Source organism: Pseudonocardia xinjiangensis (assembly GCF_050948425.1).
In the GTDB taxonomy this organism is placed as follows: domain Bacteria; phylum Actinomycetota; class Actinomycetes; order Mycobacteriales; family Pseudonocardiaceae; genus Pseudonocardia; species Pseudonocardia xinjiangensis.
Map to the genome: position 1 here is coordinate 4,423,302 of NZ_CP192009.1, position 14,941 is coordinate 4,438,242.

The 14,941-nt window shown below is 74.4% G+C and carries 16 protein-coding genes; 4 read left to right on the forward strand and 12 right to left on the reverse strand.

Annotated elements, in window-relative coordinates:
• Positions 1 to 33: 33 nt before the first annotated feature.
• Positions 34 to 543 carry a MarR family winged helix-turn-helix transcriptional regulator gene (locus tag ACQPZA_RS20845; protein ID WP_433272912.1) on the forward strand — a complete coding sequence of 170 codons (510 nt, stop codon included), beginning with the start codon at positions 34 to 36 and terminating at the stop codon, positions 541 to 543.
• 15 nt (positions 544 to 558) lie between these two features.
• Here the strand turns inward: ACQPZA_RS20845 and ACQPZA_RS20850 are convergent, their stop codons facing one another.
• The 9 genes from ACQPZA_RS20850 to ACQPZA_RS20890 all read right to left on the reverse strand — a co-directional run bounded on the left by ACQPZA_RS20850 (position 559) and on the right by ACQPZA_RS20890 (position 10,118).
• Positions 559 to 1,464 (reverse strand): 2-hydroxy-3-oxopropionate reductase, encoded by a 906-nt coding sequence (locus tag ACQPZA_RS20850; RefSeq protein WP_433272914.1) that lies wholly within the window; start codon positions 1,462 to 1,464, stop codon positions 559 to 561.
• Entirely contained in the window at positions 1,461 to 2,237 is a 777-nt protein-coding gene (locus ACQPZA_RS20855; RefSeq protein ID WP_433272916.1) for a hydroxypyruvate isomerase family protein, read from the reverse strand. Before ACQPZA_RS20855 ends, ACQPZA_RS20850 begins: the two co-directional genes overlap by 4 nt.
• Before the next feature lie 66 nt (positions 2,238 to 2,303).
• Positions 2,304 to 3,347, reverse strand: a complete 1,044-nt coding sequence (gene alc, locus ACQPZA_RS20860; protein ID WP_433272918.1) for an allantoicase — start codon at positions 3,345 to 3,347, stop codon at positions 2,304 to 2,306.
• Positions 3,344 to 4,657 (reverse strand): allantoinase AllB, encoded by a 1,314-nt coding sequence (gene allB, locus ACQPZA_RS20865; protein WP_433272920.1) that lies wholly within the window; start codon positions 4,655 to 4,657, stop codon positions 3,344 to 3,346. Before allB ends, alc begins: the two co-directional genes overlap by 4 nt.
• On the reverse strand, positions 4,654 to 5,031 hold the full coding sequence (locus ACQPZA_RS20870; RefSeq protein WP_433272922.1) for an allophanate hydrolase-related protein: 378 nt from the start codon (positions 5,029 to 5,031) through the stop codon (positions 4,654 to 4,656). Before ACQPZA_RS20870 ends, allB begins: the two co-directional genes overlap by 4 nt.
• A 69-nt stretch (positions 5,032 to 5,100) precedes the next feature.
• On the reverse strand, positions 5,101 to 7,422 hold the full coding sequence (gene pucD, locus ACQPZA_RS20875) for a xanthine dehydrogenase subunit D (RefSeq protein ID WP_433272924.1): 2,322 nt from the start codon (positions 7,420 to 7,422) through the stop codon (positions 5,101 to 5,103).
• 2 nt (positions 7,423 to 7,424) lie between these two features.
• Positions 7,425 to 8,774: an 8-oxoguanine deaminase gene (locus tag ACQPZA_RS20880; RefSeq protein ID WP_433272926.1), complete on the reverse strand. Its 1,350-nt coding sequence runs from the start codon at positions 8,772 to 8,774 to the stop codon at positions 7,425 to 7,427.
• A complete protein-coding gene (locus tag ACQPZA_RS20885) occupies positions 8,771 to 9,244 on the reverse strand; it encodes a (2Fe-2S)-binding protein (protein WP_433272928.1) in 474 nt (157 codons plus the stop codon). The genes ACQPZA_RS20880 and ACQPZA_RS20885 overlap by 4 nt, the downstream gene beginning before the upstream one ends.
• A gap of 1 nt (position 9,245) precedes the next feature.
• Positions 9,246 to 10,118, reverse strand: coding sequence for an FAD binding domain-containing protein (locus ACQPZA_RS20890; protein ID WP_169396173.1), 873 nt, complete (start codon positions 10,116 to 10,118; stop codon positions 9,246 to 9,248).
• A 93-nt stretch (positions 10,119 to 10,211) separates the two neighbouring features.
• Here ACQPZA_RS20890 and ACQPZA_RS20895 point away from each other — a divergent pair, with 93 nt between their 5' ends.
• The 3 genes from ACQPZA_RS20895 to ACQPZA_RS20905 all read left to right on the forward strand — a co-directional run bounded on the left by ACQPZA_RS20895 (position 10,212) and on the right by ACQPZA_RS20905 (position 13,088).
• On the forward strand, positions 10,212 to 11,765 hold the full coding sequence (locus ACQPZA_RS20895) for a PucR family transcriptional regulator (protein ID WP_433272930.1): 1,554 nt from the start codon (positions 10,212 to 10,214) through the stop codon (positions 11,763 to 11,765).
• 114 nt (positions 11,766 to 11,879) lie between these two features.
• Positions 11,880 to 12,473: a TetR/AcrR family transcriptional regulator gene (locus tag ACQPZA_RS20900; protein ID WP_433272932.1), complete on the forward strand. Its 594-nt coding sequence runs from the start codon at positions 11,880 to 11,882 to the stop codon at positions 12,471 to 12,473.
• 75 nt (positions 12,474 to 12,548) lie between these two features.
• Positions 12,549 to 13,088: an N-acetyltransferase family protein gene (locus ACQPZA_RS20905; protein WP_433272934.1), complete on the forward strand. Its 540-nt coding sequence runs from the start codon at positions 12,549 to 12,551 to the stop codon at positions 13,086 to 13,088.
• Positions 13,089 to 13,105: 17 nt separating this feature from the next.
• Here ACQPZA_RS20905 and pucL read toward each other — a convergent pair whose 3' ends face one another.
• From pucL to uraD, 3 genes are all read right to left on the reverse strand, one after another.
• Positions 13,106 to 13,978: a factor-independent urate hydroxylase gene (gene pucL / locus ACQPZA_RS20910; protein WP_433272936.1), complete on the reverse strand. Its 873-nt coding sequence runs from the start codon at positions 13,976 to 13,978 to the stop codon at positions 13,106 to 13,108.
• 3 nt (positions 13,979 to 13,981) lie between these two features.
• Entirely contained in the window at positions 13,982 to 14,305 is a 324-nt protein-coding gene (gene uraH / locus ACQPZA_RS20915) for a hydroxyisourate hydrolase (protein WP_433272938.1), read from the reverse strand.
• A 70-nt stretch (positions 14,306 to 14,375) separates the two neighbouring features.
• Complete coding sequence (gene uraD, locus ACQPZA_RS20920; RefSeq protein WP_433272940.1) at positions 14,376 to 14,864, reverse strand: 2-oxo-4-hydroxy-4-carboxy-5-ureidoimidazoline decarboxylase; 489 nt, start codon at positions 14,862 to 14,864, stop codon at positions 14,376 to 14,378.
• Positions 14,865 to 14,941 lie beyond the last annotated feature (77 nt).

Here is a 14,941-nt window from a genome sequence, read left to right on the forward strand (position 1 = left end):
CGGGACGGGTGTAGCGAAAAGGAGGTGGCTGCGATGAGCGGGAACGCCGGAGACGACCGTGCCGACGACCGTGCCGACGACAGCGCCGACGACAGCGCCGACGACGAGCGCGCCGCCCTCGTCGCGGCGATCGCGGCGCACGAGGCCGTGCTGCGGCGCAGCGCCGCACGCAGGCCGAACCCGCTGTTCGACAGCGGGCTGACGATGCAGCAGCTGCGCGTGCTCGTGGTGCTCGGCGCGGACGGCCCCCTCCCCCAGGGCGACCTCGCGCACGCGCTGGGCGTCGGGCTCGCCACCGTCACCGGCCTCGTCGACCGGCTGGTGGCGCGGGGCCTGGTCGAGCGCACCGAGGACCCCCGGGACCGTCGCGTGCGCCACGCCGCGCTCTCGGCCGACGGCACGGCGCTGCTGGACCGGATCGAGAGCGCCGGGCAGGAAGTGCGCGCCCGGCTGCTCGCCCGCATCGACCTCGACGCGCTGCGCGGCCTGGAACGCGGCCTCGCCGCCCTGCACGAGGCGCTGGCGGAGCTTCCGGCCCCCTGACTGCGCGACCGGTGGTCAGTCGCCGGTTCCGGCCCGCCCCGACAGCTGCTCCACCAGCACCAGCAGCGCGCTGTGGTCGAGCCCGCCGTGGCCCTGCGCGCGCAGGGCCCCGACCATCTGGGCCACGTGCGCGCCGAGCGGGATCGCGACACCCGCCTCCCGTGCGGCCGCCGTGACGATCCCGAGGTCCTTGTGGTGCAGGTCGATCCGGAAGCCCGGGGCGAACTCGCGGGCCCGCATCCCGGGCGCCTTGCGATCCAGCACGGCGCTGCCCGCGAGGCCGCCTGCCAGCACCGCGGTGGCGGACTCGGTGTCCACGCCGTGGGCCTCCAGGAACACCAGCGCCTCGGCGACGAGCTGGATGTTCCCGGCGACGATGAGCTGGTTCGCGGCCTTCACGGTCTGACCGGCCCCGGCGGGACCGACGTGCACGACGGTGCTCCCCACGACGTCCAGGTAGGGCCGGGCGGCCTCGACGTCGGCCTCCTCGCCACCCACCATGATCGACAGGGTGCCCTCGACGGCGCCCGCCTCGCCCCCGCTGACCGGGGCGTCCACCACCCGGACCCCGTGCTCGGCACCCGCGGCGGCGAGCCGGCGGGCCACGTCGGGACGGATCGTGGAGCAGTCGATGTGCAGCATGCCCCGTCCGGCGGTGGCGTAGATCCCGTCCTCGCCCAGGGCCAGCGCCTCGACGTCGGGGCTGTCGGGGACCATCGTGATCACCACGCCGGCGCCGCGGACGGCCTCGGCGGCGCTGTCGGCGGCCCGGCCCCCGGCCTCGACCAGCCGGTCCACGGCGGGACGCGACCGGTTGTACCCGACCACGTCGTGACCGGCGGCCACCAGGTTGGCGGCCATCGGGCCGCCCATGATGCCGAGGCCGATCACCGCGACCGTCGGCTTCTCCGCCGACCTCATCGGGTCAGCCAGTCGAACGCCCGGTCGCTCGACGACGACGGCACGTACTCCAGGCCGACCAGGCCCGTGTACCCGGCGCGGGTAAGGGCGTCGAGGTGCTGGTCGAACGGGATCTTGCCGGTGCCCGGCTCGTGGCGGCCCGGCGCGTCGGCGAACTGGACGTGGCCGATCCGCCTGCCGTTCTCGGCGATCACCCTGTCGACGTCGTCGCCGTTGACGGTCAGGTGGTAGACGTCGGCGAGCAGCAGGACGTTCGGCGCGCCCACCCGGTCGGCCACCGCGAGCGCGTCGGCCGCGGTGCGCAACGGGTAGCGCTCGGCGCCGCTCAGCGGTTCGAGGACCACCGCGCCGTCGAGGCGCTCGGCGGCGAACGTGAGGTTCTCGGTGGCCAGGTCGTCCTGCTCCGCCGGGTCGACGCCGTCGAGCCGGTTGCCGTACAGCGCGTTGAACACGGCGGTGCCCAGCCGCTGCGCGATCCCCGCCGTCACCTCCACCCCGGTGCGGAACTCCTCCGTGCGGCCGGTCCACGAGACGAGCCCGCGATCACCACCGCCCATGTCTCCCGCCGGCAGGTTGAGCCCGGTCAGCTGCACACCGGCGTCCTCGATCGCCCGCACGAACTCGTCCACCTCGGCGGGGGAGGGAGTGGCGGTGGGGAACGGCCACCAGAACTCGACGGCGTCGAACCCGGCGGCCCGGGCGGCGGCCGGCCGCTCCAGGAGCGGCAGCTCGGTGAAGATGATGGAGCAGTTGACGGCATAGCGGGTGGTCATACCCAGATCCTGACTGTCGTAGGGGTGGCGCCGCGAGCGGGCGGCCCGATTGCAGCAAAGCCACTTTCATGCAATCTCGTTGCGTGAAAGTGGCTTTGCTGCAACTCGCGCGTCGGTCCAGCGGCGGTCGAGGGCGGTTCGGCCGTCCGGTGTGAGGTGGCCGTGCAGCCGCAGCCGGGCCATCCCGCCGTCGGGGAAGATGTCCAGGCGGACGTGGGTGGCCGCGGGGGCGGCGTCGAGCACGAAGCGGTGGCGGGTGTCGGGCTGCAGCGGCGTGCGGGGCACGAGGTCGAACCACCCGCCGTCCCCGGCCCGGCCGCGCAGGGTGGCCCAGCCGGGCGCGTTGTGCAGGAAGTAGCTCGTGTCGACCTCCGCCACCGCGACCACCGACTCCGCGGCGAGCGCCACCTCCACCCAGTCGTTGTCGTCGTCGCGGCGCCGCGCGGTCTCCCAGCCCTCGCCCATGGACCGGGGCGGGCCGGGCACGAGCAGGTTGTTCGGCGAGCTGTAGAAGATGTTGGAGCAGCCCACCACCCGGGCGCCGTGCTCGATCGCCGCGAGGTCGACGGTGCCGAGCGCGTCGAGCAGCCGGGGGTCGGGCAGCGCCTCCCCGTGCACCCGTAGCCGGGCCACGCCGCCGTCCGGGAAGATCCGCAGGCGCACGTGCGTGACGCGCCGGTGGCTCGTCACGTCGAACTCGTTCTCGGTGTCGCCGGCGACCCCGGTGCGCATCAGCAGCGGGGTCCAGTCGTCGGCGGCGAGGAGGTCGGCGACCGTGGGGTGCCCCTCGACCGCCAGCCCGTCGACCGCCACCTCCGGCGGGTAGTTGCCGGTGAACCAGGACGTGTCGACAACCACGCCGCGGACGATCCCCGGGGCGCCCAGCCGGACGATCGCCTCGTCGTACCCCGGCTCGCGGCGACGGCGGGTCTCCCAGCCGTCGTAGACCTTGCCCTTGTGCCCGAACGAGCCGGCGTCGAACACCGAGGGGCCGGGCGAGATGAGGTTCTCGCGCGCGGCGAAGGACTCGTCGTTGGCCCACACCACGCCCCCACCGAGGGTGCGCAGGGCCAGGTCGGGCAGCTGCTGGAAGTCACGCTGGTCGCTCATCGCAGGTCCTCTCGGCGCAGAAGCCGCCCGCGGGGCGGCTCGTGCTCCTCCACGGGTGCACCCCGGAGCCAGGTACGGCGCACCTGGCCGTACAGCTCCCGCCCGGCGTACGGGGTGATCGGGTTGCGGTGGTGCAGGCGGCCCACCACGAACGTCGCGTCGGGGGCGAACACGGTGAGGTCGGCGTCCTGTCCCGCGGCGATCCGGCCCTTGAGGGAGAGCCCGACCAGCGCAGTGGGCCGCTCCGCCATCCACGTGACGACCTCGGCGAGACCGTGACCCCGGCGGCGCGCCTCGGTCCACACCACCGGCAGCCCGACCTGCAGCGAGGCGATCCCGCCCCACGCCTGGCCGAAGTCGCCCGACTCCAGGCGCTTGAGGTCGGCGGTGCAGGGCGAGTGGTCGGAGACGACCATGTCGATCGTCCCGTCGGCGAGGCCCTGCCACAGCGCGTCCCGGTTGCCGGCCTCGCGGACGGGCGGGCAGCACTTGAAGCGGGTGTCGCCGTCGGGCACCTCCTCGGCGGTGAGCGCGAGGTAGTGGGGGCAGGTCTCGACCGTGACGCGGACGCCCTCGGCGCGGGCGGCCGCGAGCTGCGGCAGCGCGTCGGCCGACGACAGGTGCACCACGTGCACGCGCGCCCCCGTCTCGCGCGCGGCCGCCAGCAGGCCCGCGATGGCGCTGTCCTCGGCAGCCGGCGGCCGCGACGCGACGAAGTCGAGGTAGCGCCGCCCCGCCGCCTCCCGGACCAGGTCGCCGTCCTCGGCGTGCACGATCATCAGCCCGTCGAACTCCGCGACGGCACGCAGGGCCGTGGTGAGATCCCGCCCCAGCAGCGGCGGGAACTCCGCCACGCCGCTGTCGAGCAGGAAGCACTTCACGCCGAACACGCCGGCCTCGTGCAGCGCCCGCAGCTCGCCCGCGTTGCCCGGCACGGCCCCGCCCCAGAACCCGACGTCCACCGCGCACTGGCCGTCGGCCGCCTTGCGCTTGATCTCCAGCGCCGCCACGTCGACGGTGGGCGGCAGCGCGTTGAGCGGCATGTCGACGATCGTGGTGACGCCACCGGCGGCCGCGGCCCGGGTGGCCGTGGCGAAGCCCTCCCACTCGGTGCGCCCCGGCTCGTTGACGTGCACGTGGGTGTCGACCAGGCCGGGGAGCAGCACCTCGTCGGCGGCGAGCACCACCTCGGGGGCGTCGACCACGGCGTCGAACGGCAGCACGGCCTCGATCCGCTCGCCCTCCACCAGCACCGCGGCGGGCCGCTCGGTGCCCTCGACCACGGCGCGCCGCGCCCGGACGACGATCACGCCTGCTCCTGGTAGGCGCGCCAGCTCGCCAGGTCCGAGATGTCGGTGAGCGGCGGCAGCGTGGCGTACTCGCGGCGCAGCACCATGGCCAGCGACCCGCTGCCGTCGGCGAGCTCGATCACGCCGAGCTCCAGCCCGTCGGGCTCCCCGGGCAGCAGCACCTCGCGCAGCTGCTCGTAGGACAGGTCGTAGACCTCGCCCTCCACCGCGGCACCCCCGTCCCCGACGTCCTCCAGCGCCGGATAGCGCCCGCCGACGGCGTGGAAGCGGTAGCGCGGCGCCGTGGTGGTGCGCCCGACCAGCGTCGCGTCGCCGACGAGATGGTGGTCGGCGCCGCCGGACATGGCGGTGCCGTTGAGGAACATCAAGGGCATCGTGCACTCCTTCGTCGTGCGCATGCGCCGGCGAGTGACCCATCACTCGTGCCGGCGCACACGCCCCCGTCAGGCGCCGGTGATGTGCTCGGGCCGCACGGGAACGCGCCGCAGCGCCTTGCCCGTGGCCGCCCGGATCGCGGCCGCGACGGCGGGACCGCTCGAGATCGTCGGGGGTTCACCGACCCCACGGACACCGTAGGGCGCGTGCGGGTCGGCGTACTCCAGAACCTCGATCCGCATCGGCGGCGTGTCGAGGATCGTCGGGATGAGGTAGTCGGTGAACGAGGGGTTGCGCACCCTCCCGTCGGTCACGACGACCTCCTCCATCAGGGCCAGTCCCATGCCCTGCGCACTGCCGCCCTGGATCTGGCCGAGCACCGCGTCCGGGTTGACCGCCCTGCCGACGTCCTGCGCGGTGTCCAGGGCCACCACCTTCACCAGCCCCAGCTCGACGTCGACGTCCACCACCGCACGGTGGGCGGAGAACGCGAACTGCACGTGGGCGTCGCCCGCCCCGGTCTCCTCGTCGAGCGGTGCCGTCGGGCGGTGGCGCCATTCGAGGGTCTCCTCCACGGCCTCGTCGCCGAGCACGTCCGCGACTCCCGTGAGCACCTCGCCACTGACGTCGACGATCTTGTCGCCGTCGAGCCGCAGGTCGGCGGCGGCGCGCTGCAGCATCCCGGCCGCCCGCGCCAGCACGGTGTCCCGGACGGCCTCGCAGGCCGCCTTGACCGCACCGCCGGTGACGTAGGTCTGCCGGGACGCCGACGTCGACCCGGCGGAGCCGACCGTGGTGTCCGCCGGGTGCACCACCACCCGCTCCACGCCGAGCTCGGTGCGGGCGATCTGCTGCTCCACGGTGATCAGCCCCTGGCCCACCTCCGCGGCGGCGGTGTGGACCGTGGCCACGGGCTCACCGGCGCTGACCTCGAGGCGCACCCGCGCGGTCGAGTAGTCGTCGTAGCCCTCGGAGAACCCGACGTTCTTGTACGTGACGGCGTACCCGATCCCCCGCACCACGCCCTCGCCGTGGGTGGTGTTGCCGACCCCGCCGGGCAGCTCGCGCAGGTCCGGCTCGGGAGGGGACCCGAGCGGGAGCGGCATGTCCCGCACGATCCGGATCAGCTCGGCCACCGGGGCGGCCGAGTCGATCACCTGGCCGGTGATGTTCGTGTCGCCCTCGCGCATCCCGTTCCGCGCGCGGATCTCCACGGGATCGACACCCACGGCGTCGGCGAGCTCGTCCATGAGTGCCTCGTGGGCGAACGCCGCCTGGACGCAGCCGAAGCCGCGCATCGCACCGCACGGCGGGTTGTTCGTGTACACCCCGCGCGCGTCGACGTGGACGTTGGGGATCCGGTACGGCCCCAGCCCGAGCGAGCCGCCGTTGCCGACCACCGCACCCGTGGAGGACGCGTAGGCGCCGCCGTCGAAGAGGATGTCGGCACGGGCGTAGACCAAGGTGCCGTCGCGCTCGGCCCCGAACTCGTAGCGCAGCCAGGCCGGATGCCGGTGCACGTGCCCGAAGAACGACTCCTCCCGGGAGTAGCTCATCTTGACGGGCCGGCCGGTGCGCAGGGCGAGCAGGCAGGCGTGGGCGTGCATCGAGAGGTCCTCGCGCCCGCCGAACGCCCCACCGACCCCGGCCAGGTGCAGCCGCACCTTCTCCGGCGGCAGGCCGAGCACGTGGCAGACCTGCCGCTGGTCGACGTGCAGCCACTGCGTGGCCACGTGGAGGTCCACGCCGCCGTCCGCGCCGGGCACGGCCAGGCCGGACTCGGGGCCGAGGAAGGCCTGGTCCTGCATGCCGACCTCGAAGTCCAGCGCGACGACCACGGGCGCGGTGGGCGCGGGGTCACCGCGGCGCATCCGCACCTCCCGCACGAGGTTGCCGCCCGCATCCCGCCGCGCCGGGTGCACCAGCGCCGTGCCGGGCTCCAGCGCCCGCCGTGGGTCGGTGACCGCGGGCAGCTCCTCGTACTCGACGACGATCCGGGCCGCGGCGCGCCGCGCCGTCTCCGGGTGCTCGGCCGCCACCAGCGCCACGGCCTCACCCTGGTAGCGCACCACACCCTCGGCGAGCGCCGGCTGGTCGAGGTGCTCCAGCCCGACGGCGTTCTCCCCGGGCACGTCGGCCGCCGTGAGCACCGCGTGCACGCCGGGCACGGCCAGCGCCGGTGCGGTGTCGATCGCGACGATCCGCGCGTGCGGGTGCGGGCTGCGCAGCGTCGCGCCCCACAGCATGTCGTCGCGCGAGAGGTCGCTGGCGTAGGCGAACGCGCCCGTGACCTTGAGCAGCCCGTCCGGCCGCAGCGGGCTGTCGCCGACGCGGCCGCGGCTGGCGGTCGTCTCGCTCGCTCCTGCAGAGTTCGGTACCGCGGACGTCATGGTCAGCCGGCTTTCTCGATCAGGGTCCGGTGGACGGCGACGCACTCGCGCGCCAGTGCCTCGACGTCCACGGTGCGGACGTGGCCTCGTTCGACCACCGTGCGGCCGTTCACGAGCAGGAGCTCCATGGGCGGCGGCGCCCCGAGCACGAGCGCGGCCACCGGGTCGGCGACGTCGGCGTGCTGCAGGCCGTCGATGCGCCACAGCGCGAGGTCGGCGAGCTTGCCGGCCTCCAGGGAGCCGATCTCGTCGGTCCGCCCGACCACGGCGGCACCGCCGAGTGTCGCCAGCTCCAGGACGTCGCGGACGGTCAGTGCCTGCGGCCCGCCGACCGCGCGGGCGAACAGGAGCGCGTGCCGCACCTCCTCCAGCAGGCTCCCGGCCTCGTTGCTCGCGGCTCCGTCGACGCCGAGTGACACGCGGGCGCCCGCGGCGCGCAGGTCCCGGGTGCGGGCGATCCCGGCCCCCAGCCGCGCGTTGGACGACGGGCAGTGGGCCACGCCGGTGCCGGTCTCCCCGATCTTCTTCACCGCGGTGTCGTCGAGGTGCACGGCGTGGGCGAACCAGACGTCCTCGCCGGTCCAGCCGAACCGCTCGACGTACTCCAGGGGTGAGCAGCCGAACCGCTCGCGGCAGAACGCCTCCTCGTCGACGGTCTCGGCGAGGTGGGTGTGCAGCATGACCCCGCGCCGCCGCGCGAGCTCCGCCGACTCGCGCATGAGCTCCCCGGTGACGCTGAACGGCGAGCACGGCGCGAGCGCGACCCGCAGCATCGAGCCCGGCGCGGGGTCGTGCCACCGGTCGATCGCGGCCTCGGAGGCGGCGAGGATGGTGTCGCGGTCCTCCACGACGCCGTCGGGGGGCAGGCCGCCGTCGCTCCGGCCGAGGTCCATCGAGCCGCGGCACGGGTGGAACCGCAGCCCGACGTCCTGCGCGGCCCGGATCTCCGCGGCGAACACGTCCCCGCCGTCGGAGGGGAAGACGTAGTGGTGGTCGGTGGTGGTGGTGCAGCCGGTGAGCGCGAGCTGGGCCAGCGCAGCGCTCGCGGAGGTGTGCACGGCGTGCTCGTCGATGCCGGCCCACACGGGGTAGAGCGTGGTGAGCCACTCGAACAGCGTGGAGTCCACGGCGAGCCCGCGGGTGACCCACTGGTAGAGGTGGTTGTGGGTGTTGACGAACCCGGGCGTGAGCAGGCAGCCCCGCCCGTCGACGACCGCGGCGCCCTCGACCGCCGGCGCGGGCCCGGCGCCGACCGCGGTGATCCGGTTGCCCTCCACCACGACGTGGCCGCCGGGGTACTCGGCGCCGGAGACGGTGACGACGTGGGCGCCCTCGATGACCGTCGTCGTCATGACGCCCGCTCCTGCGCACGGGCGGCGAGCCGCACCGCGTCCATGATCTTCTCGTAGCCGGTGCACCGGCACAGGTTCCCGGCGAGCGCCTCGCGGATCTCCGGGTCGGACGGCTGTGGGTTGCGCTCCAGCAGGTCGTGGGTGGAGACGATCAGCCCGGGCGTGCAGAAGCCGCACTGCACGGCGCCGCACGCGAGGAACGCCTGCTGCACGGGGTGCAGCTCGCCGTCGGCCGAGAGGCCCTCCACGGTGGTCACCTCACGCCCGTCCGCCTGGCCGGCGGCGACGAGGCAGGAGCACACCGGCAGGCCGTCCAGGTAGACGGTGCACGACCCGCACTCCCCCTGCTCGCAGGCGTTCTTGGAGCCGGGCAGCCCCATCCGTTCGCGCAGCGCGTACAGCAGGCTCTCGCCTTCCCACACGCCGTCCACCTCGTGCCGCGTGCCGTTCACGGTCAGCGTGATCCGCATGTCAGGCTGCTCTCCGGTAGTCGTTCCAGGCCCACGTGGCGGCGCGGCGCGCCATCACCGAGAGCGAGTGCAGGCGGTAGGCGGCGCTGCCCCGGACGTCGTCGATCGGGGCGGCGGCGGCGCGCACGCGGTGGCCGAACTCGCGGGCCAGCCCGTCGGGCAGCTCCCCCCGCGACTCCCACAGCCCGGCCGCGTCGAGCTCGCCCGCAAGGAACTCGGCGGCCGCCTCGGCCCGGCGCGGGGTGGGTGCCGCGGAACCGATCCCGGTGCCCACGGCGCGCCGGTCCGGATGCAGCGCGAACCCGAAGGCCGACACGGCGATCACCATCGCGTTGCGGGTACCGATCTTGCAGAACTGCTGCGGCCCGCGCGGCGGCGCGACCAGCACCGCGGCGATGAGCTCGTCGGGCGCGAGGGCGTTGGTTTTCACCCCCGTATAGAACTGCGCCACCGGCACCTCCCGCACCCCCCGGGCGGCCGAGGCCACCTCGACCACGGCGTCGGCCGCCAGCAGTGGCGGGTGGCTGTCGCCAGCAGGCGACGCGGCGCCGAGGTTGCCGCCCACCGTGCCACGGTTGCGGATCTGCGGTGACCCGATCGTGCGTGCGGCCATCGCGAGGCCGGGGAGAGCGGTGGCGAGCTCGTCGATCACGCGGGAGTAGGTGACGGCGGCGCCGAGCCGGATCCGGCCCCGGTCCGGGGCCCAGTCGCGCAGCTCCGCCACCCTGGTCAGGTCGAGCAGCGCGGGTGGACGGCGCCGGTCGAAGTTGATCTCGACCAGGACGTCGGTGCCGCCCGTCACGGGGAGCGCGCCGGGACACGCCGCCTTGGCCGCGAGGGCGTCGGCCCACGTCGTCGGCGCGAGGAACTCCATGACGGAAGTACAGCCCCCGCCCGGACCCGTACAGAAGTCACCGCCGAGATGAAACGTGCACCAATCGGCCGTCGGCGCTTGTAGGTTCCTCCAATGCACCTGCGGGACCTGGTCACCCGTCCCGGGCTCGGCCTGCGGTTGCTGCATGGCAGCCCGGCCGCGCTGGACCGGCCGCTGCGGTGGGTCTACACGACCGACCTGATCGACCCGGCCCGCTACCTGTCCGGCGGCGAACTGGTGCTGAGCGGGCTCGTGTGGCGCCGCGAGCCCGGCGACAGCGAGCGCTTCGTCGCGGCAGTGGCCCGCTCGGGGGCTGCCGCACTCGCCGCGGGGGAAGCGGTGTTCCACGGCGTCCCCGACGACGTCGTCGAGGCCTGCCGGCGCCACGACCTGCCCTTGGTCGCCGTGCCGGAGGAGCTGTCGTTCGCCACGGTCACCGAGCTGGTGATCACCTCGCTGACCGCGGCGCGCGGCGACCGGCTCGCGGTCACGGTGGGCCGCCAGCGCAGGCTGCTCTCGGCCGTCGCGGCCGGGCTGGGCCTCGACCAGCTGGCCACGCAGGTGTCGGCGGCCACCGGGACGACCTGCCGGGTGCTCAGCACCACCGGCCGCGAGATCGCCGCCGGGCCGCAGCCCCTGCCCGACCACGTGGTCGACCGGGTGGTGGCGGCGTTCCTGACGGCCGACCAGCTACCCGCCACCCTGAGCGGCGGCGACGTCACCGTGTTCCCCGTCGGCCCCGCCTCCGAGCAGCGGCTGACGTCCTGGTTCGTCGTGGCGGAGGGCGACGCGGCCTGCTGGGACACCGAGACCACCGACACCGTGGGTGAGCTGGTCGCGGTCGCCTCGCTGGACCGCGCCCGGCGCAGCGAGGGGCTGCGCGTGGCCCGGGCGATCGCCGACGACGCGGTCGCGCTCGTCGCGGGCGGCACCGCGACCGTGGCGGAGACGTCGGTGCGGCTGCGGCACGCCGGCCTCGACCCGGCCGGGCCGCTGGTCGTGGCGGTGGCGGGGTTCGCCGGGCGGCCCGAACGGGTGGAGACCGCTCGCGCGGTGCTGCTCGACGCCGCGGCGCACCGGGGACCGCCCGTGGTGGGGGTCTACGACGGTCTGGCCGTTGCGCTGCTGCCGGCCACCGGCGGGGATGACGCGGCCGGGTCCGCGCTGAGCCGGGCGCTGGGCCGGCTCGTCCCCGGGCTGGCGGGCGAACCGCTGGCCGTCGGCGTCAGCCGCCCGGCGCGTCCCGATGCCCTGTCGGGTGCGCTGCAGGAGGCCCGCCACGCCCGTGACGTCGCCGCGCTGCGCCCCGGAGTGCTGCACGTCGTCACCGGCGAGGAGACCACCTCGCACGTGTCGCTGCTCGCCGCCGTGCCCGACGACGTGCGCCGCGCCTTCGCCGCGCGGGTGCTCGGCAGCGTCCTCGACCACGACGCCCGGACCGGCGCCGGCCTGCAGGAGACGCTGCAGGCGTTCCTCGACTGCTCCGGTTCGTGGACCCGGGCCGCCGACCGGCTCCACCTGCACGTCAACACCGTGCGCTACCGCATCCGCCGGGTGGAGGAGCTCACCGGCCGCGACCTCGGGAAGCCCTCGGACCGCGTGGACGTCTTCCTGGCCCTGCAGTCGCTGCGGGGCCACGCGGGGTGACCCTCCCCCCGTTGCAGCAAAGCCACTTTCCTGCAACCTCGTTGCCTCAACGTGGCTTTGCTGCAACTCCGGGGGCCGTGGCTTCTGACGAACGATCGTGCTAAAAAGGACCGCATGGGCAAGGGGGACGCGACGCGCGAGATCATCCTCGACGAGGCGGCCGGCCTCGCGCGTCAGGTCGGCCTGGGCGGGCTGACGATCGGGTCCCTCGCCACCCGCACCGGCATGTCGAAGAGCGGCCTGTTCGCGCACTTCGGCTCGAAGGAGTCCATGCAGCTGCAGGTGCTCGACCACGAGACGGACCGGTTCACCTCCGAGGTGGTGCGCCCTGCGCTCTCGGCGCCGCGGGGTGAGCCACGGGTCCGCGCACTGTTCGAAGGGTGGCTGGCGTGGGACTCCGCCGACGGCGGCTGCCCGCTCGTCGCCGCCGCGTTCGAGCTGGACGACCAGCCCGGCCCGGTGCGCGACCGCCTGCTCCACAACCAGCGCGACTGGTTCGACACCCTCGCCACCATCGCCTCCACCGGAGTCGCCGAGGGGCACTTCCGGCCCGACACCGACCCGCGGCAGTTCGCCCAGGACATCGAGGGGATCATGCTGGCCTTCCACGTGGCCAGCCGCCTCCTGTCCGATCCGGACGCCGCCGCGAGGGCCCACCGCGGGCTCGACGCCCTGCTGGCCGCCGCCGCGGCGCCGGCCGCCCCCTGACCCTCTGTGCGACCAGGAGCCCCCGATGACGTACACCCGCCGACGAACGATCGTTCGTACTATTCTGAGGGTCCCGTGAGCCCCGCTGCGGTCCACGTCCGCCCGCTGGACCGGTGGACCGCCGGTCACGCGGTCGACACGGTCTTCGCCCAGCTCTCGCCGCGCAGCCGCTACCTGCGCTTCCACAGTGCCGTCCCGCGCCTGCCGGGTCCGGTCCGGGCCGCACTCGTCGACCTCGACGGCCGGTCCCGCGCGGCCGTCGTGGCCGAGACCTGCGGGCCGGGCGGCCCTGCGCCGGTGGGCATCGCCCGCATCGCCCGCACGGACCCCGGGACGGCCGAGATCGCCGTCGCCGTGGTGGACGACTGGCAGCGTCAGGGCATCGGACGCCTCCTCGTCTCCGCCGTCGCCACGCTCGCCGAGGAGCTCGGCTACACGGCGCTGCGGGGTGGGGTACTGCCGGAGAACGTCGCGATGCTCGGCCTGGCGCGGTCGGTCTTTCCGCCGGCCACGCGACACTTCGACGGCGACGTGATCCAGCTCGCCGTCCCCCTCGGCGCCGCGGCGTGGACGGTGACCGACGAGGACGTCCTGGCCGACCTGGTGAGCCGCTGATCCGCCGAGCTGGTCGGTCAGCTGCGGGTGACCGTGGCCTCGATCAGGCCGTAGGGACGGTCCGCCGCGTAGAACACCTCGTTGTTGTTCTCGACGTCGAACGGGGACAGGTCGACGGCGAAGTGGTGCTTGTTCGGCGCCTGCAGGGTGATCTCCGCGATCCGCGGGTGCGCCTCCAGCACGGCCCGGCCCATCTCCCACAAGGTCTGCTGCAGTGCCAGGGAGTGCACGGTGGCGTACTGCTCGAGCATGATCCGCCGGACGTCGGTGTAGCTCTTGGCCCAGTCCACGTCCCGGAAGCCGTCCCAGCCGCCGTCGGGGGCGGGGTCGTGGCGCCACTGGGCCACGAGTGCGGTGGCCATGATCCGGTCGTGCGTCTCGGGGAGGGTGGTGTAGCGGTCCTTGAGGAAGCCCGCGAACTCCGAGCCCGTGGACTTGAGCAGGACGAGGTCGCGCAGGCCCGAGACCACCTGGGCGTGCCCGTCCTCCACCTCGGCGACGGCGGTGCGCACCTCCTGGCCCCGGCGCACCCACGTGTGGTCGTGGCCGGTGCCGCCCACCTGCACGCGGTCCCAGGCGAACTCGTCCACGGCGATCCGGGCGCTGCTCACCGGTTCCACCGTCGACACGAAGTGGCGGGCGAGGGTGAGGGCGTAGTCCTCGATCTCGCCCAGACCCTTCTCCTTCGCGAAGGCGTAGGCCGTGTTCTTCTGCGAGTCGGTGGGCAGGACGGCGTGCTGGTCACCGTGCAGGTACGCGTCATCGAACGCGCCGCGCAGCGTCGTGGTGACCGTGACGTCGCGGATCTCGTGGCGGGAGGTCTCCCGGTAGATGCGGACCAGGCGGTTCTCCGCCTTCCCGTACTGGTGGCCTCCGAGCACGATTCCCATGTGTCAGCTCCCGCGATAGGTCGAGTAGGCGAACGGGGACAGCAACAGCGGTACGTGGTGGTGCTCCCCCGCGTCGATGACGGCGAACGTGACGGCCACCTCGGGGTAGAACCCCTGCCGGCCCGTGGCGGCGAAGTAGCCGCCGGTGTCGAAGGTGATCCGGTAGGTGCCCACGGGCAGGTCGGCGGCGAGGTCGCGGACGCGGCCGTCGGCGTCGGTGCGGGCCTGTGCCAGCAGCTCACCGCCGGGCAGCGCGTCGAGCCGGACCCCCACGTCCGTGGCGGGGCGGCCGAGCGCCGCGTCGAGCACGTGCGTCGAGATGCTCATCGCACGGCCTCGCTGCGCTCGGCCGGCGCTGCGCGCAGGCACTGCACCGATGATTCGCTCGCAAGCTCGCTCATCGCACGGCCTCGGCCGGAGCCAGGAGCCGGTCGAGCCGGATCCGGTTGATGGCAGCCAGTTCGGTGAGCGCCACGGCCCGCTCGGTGGCGGGGTCGTGGGACAGCCGGGCGTGCAGGGTGGCCAGCAGGTCCTCGGCGCTGCGGCCGGTGGCACAGACCAGGTACACGTGGCCGAACCGTTCCTCGTAGGCCCGGTTGCCCTCGTCCAGCGCGGCCAGCACGTCGGCGGCGGCGCCGCCCACACCGCTCTGTTCGCGGCGGGACTGCCCGCCGGCCTGCCGGTCACCGATCCGGGGGTGGCCCGCCAGCGCGGCGTCGAGGTCGGCGTCGTCCAGCGCCGCGGCTGCGGCCGTGTGCAGGGCGGTGGTCGAGGCGTACGGCCGGCCCGTCGCCACCGCGCGCGCCCAGCGCGGCGCCGAACAGCAGGTCAGCAGCGTCCGTTCAGCCTCGGGCAGCGGCAGCGCGTTGAACGTGTGCAGGTCCACGCGGGTCCTTCCGTGCGAGGCGAGGCTCCACCGGGCGGCCGCCGCCGGATCGTCTCGCCCGCCCACCGTATCCACGT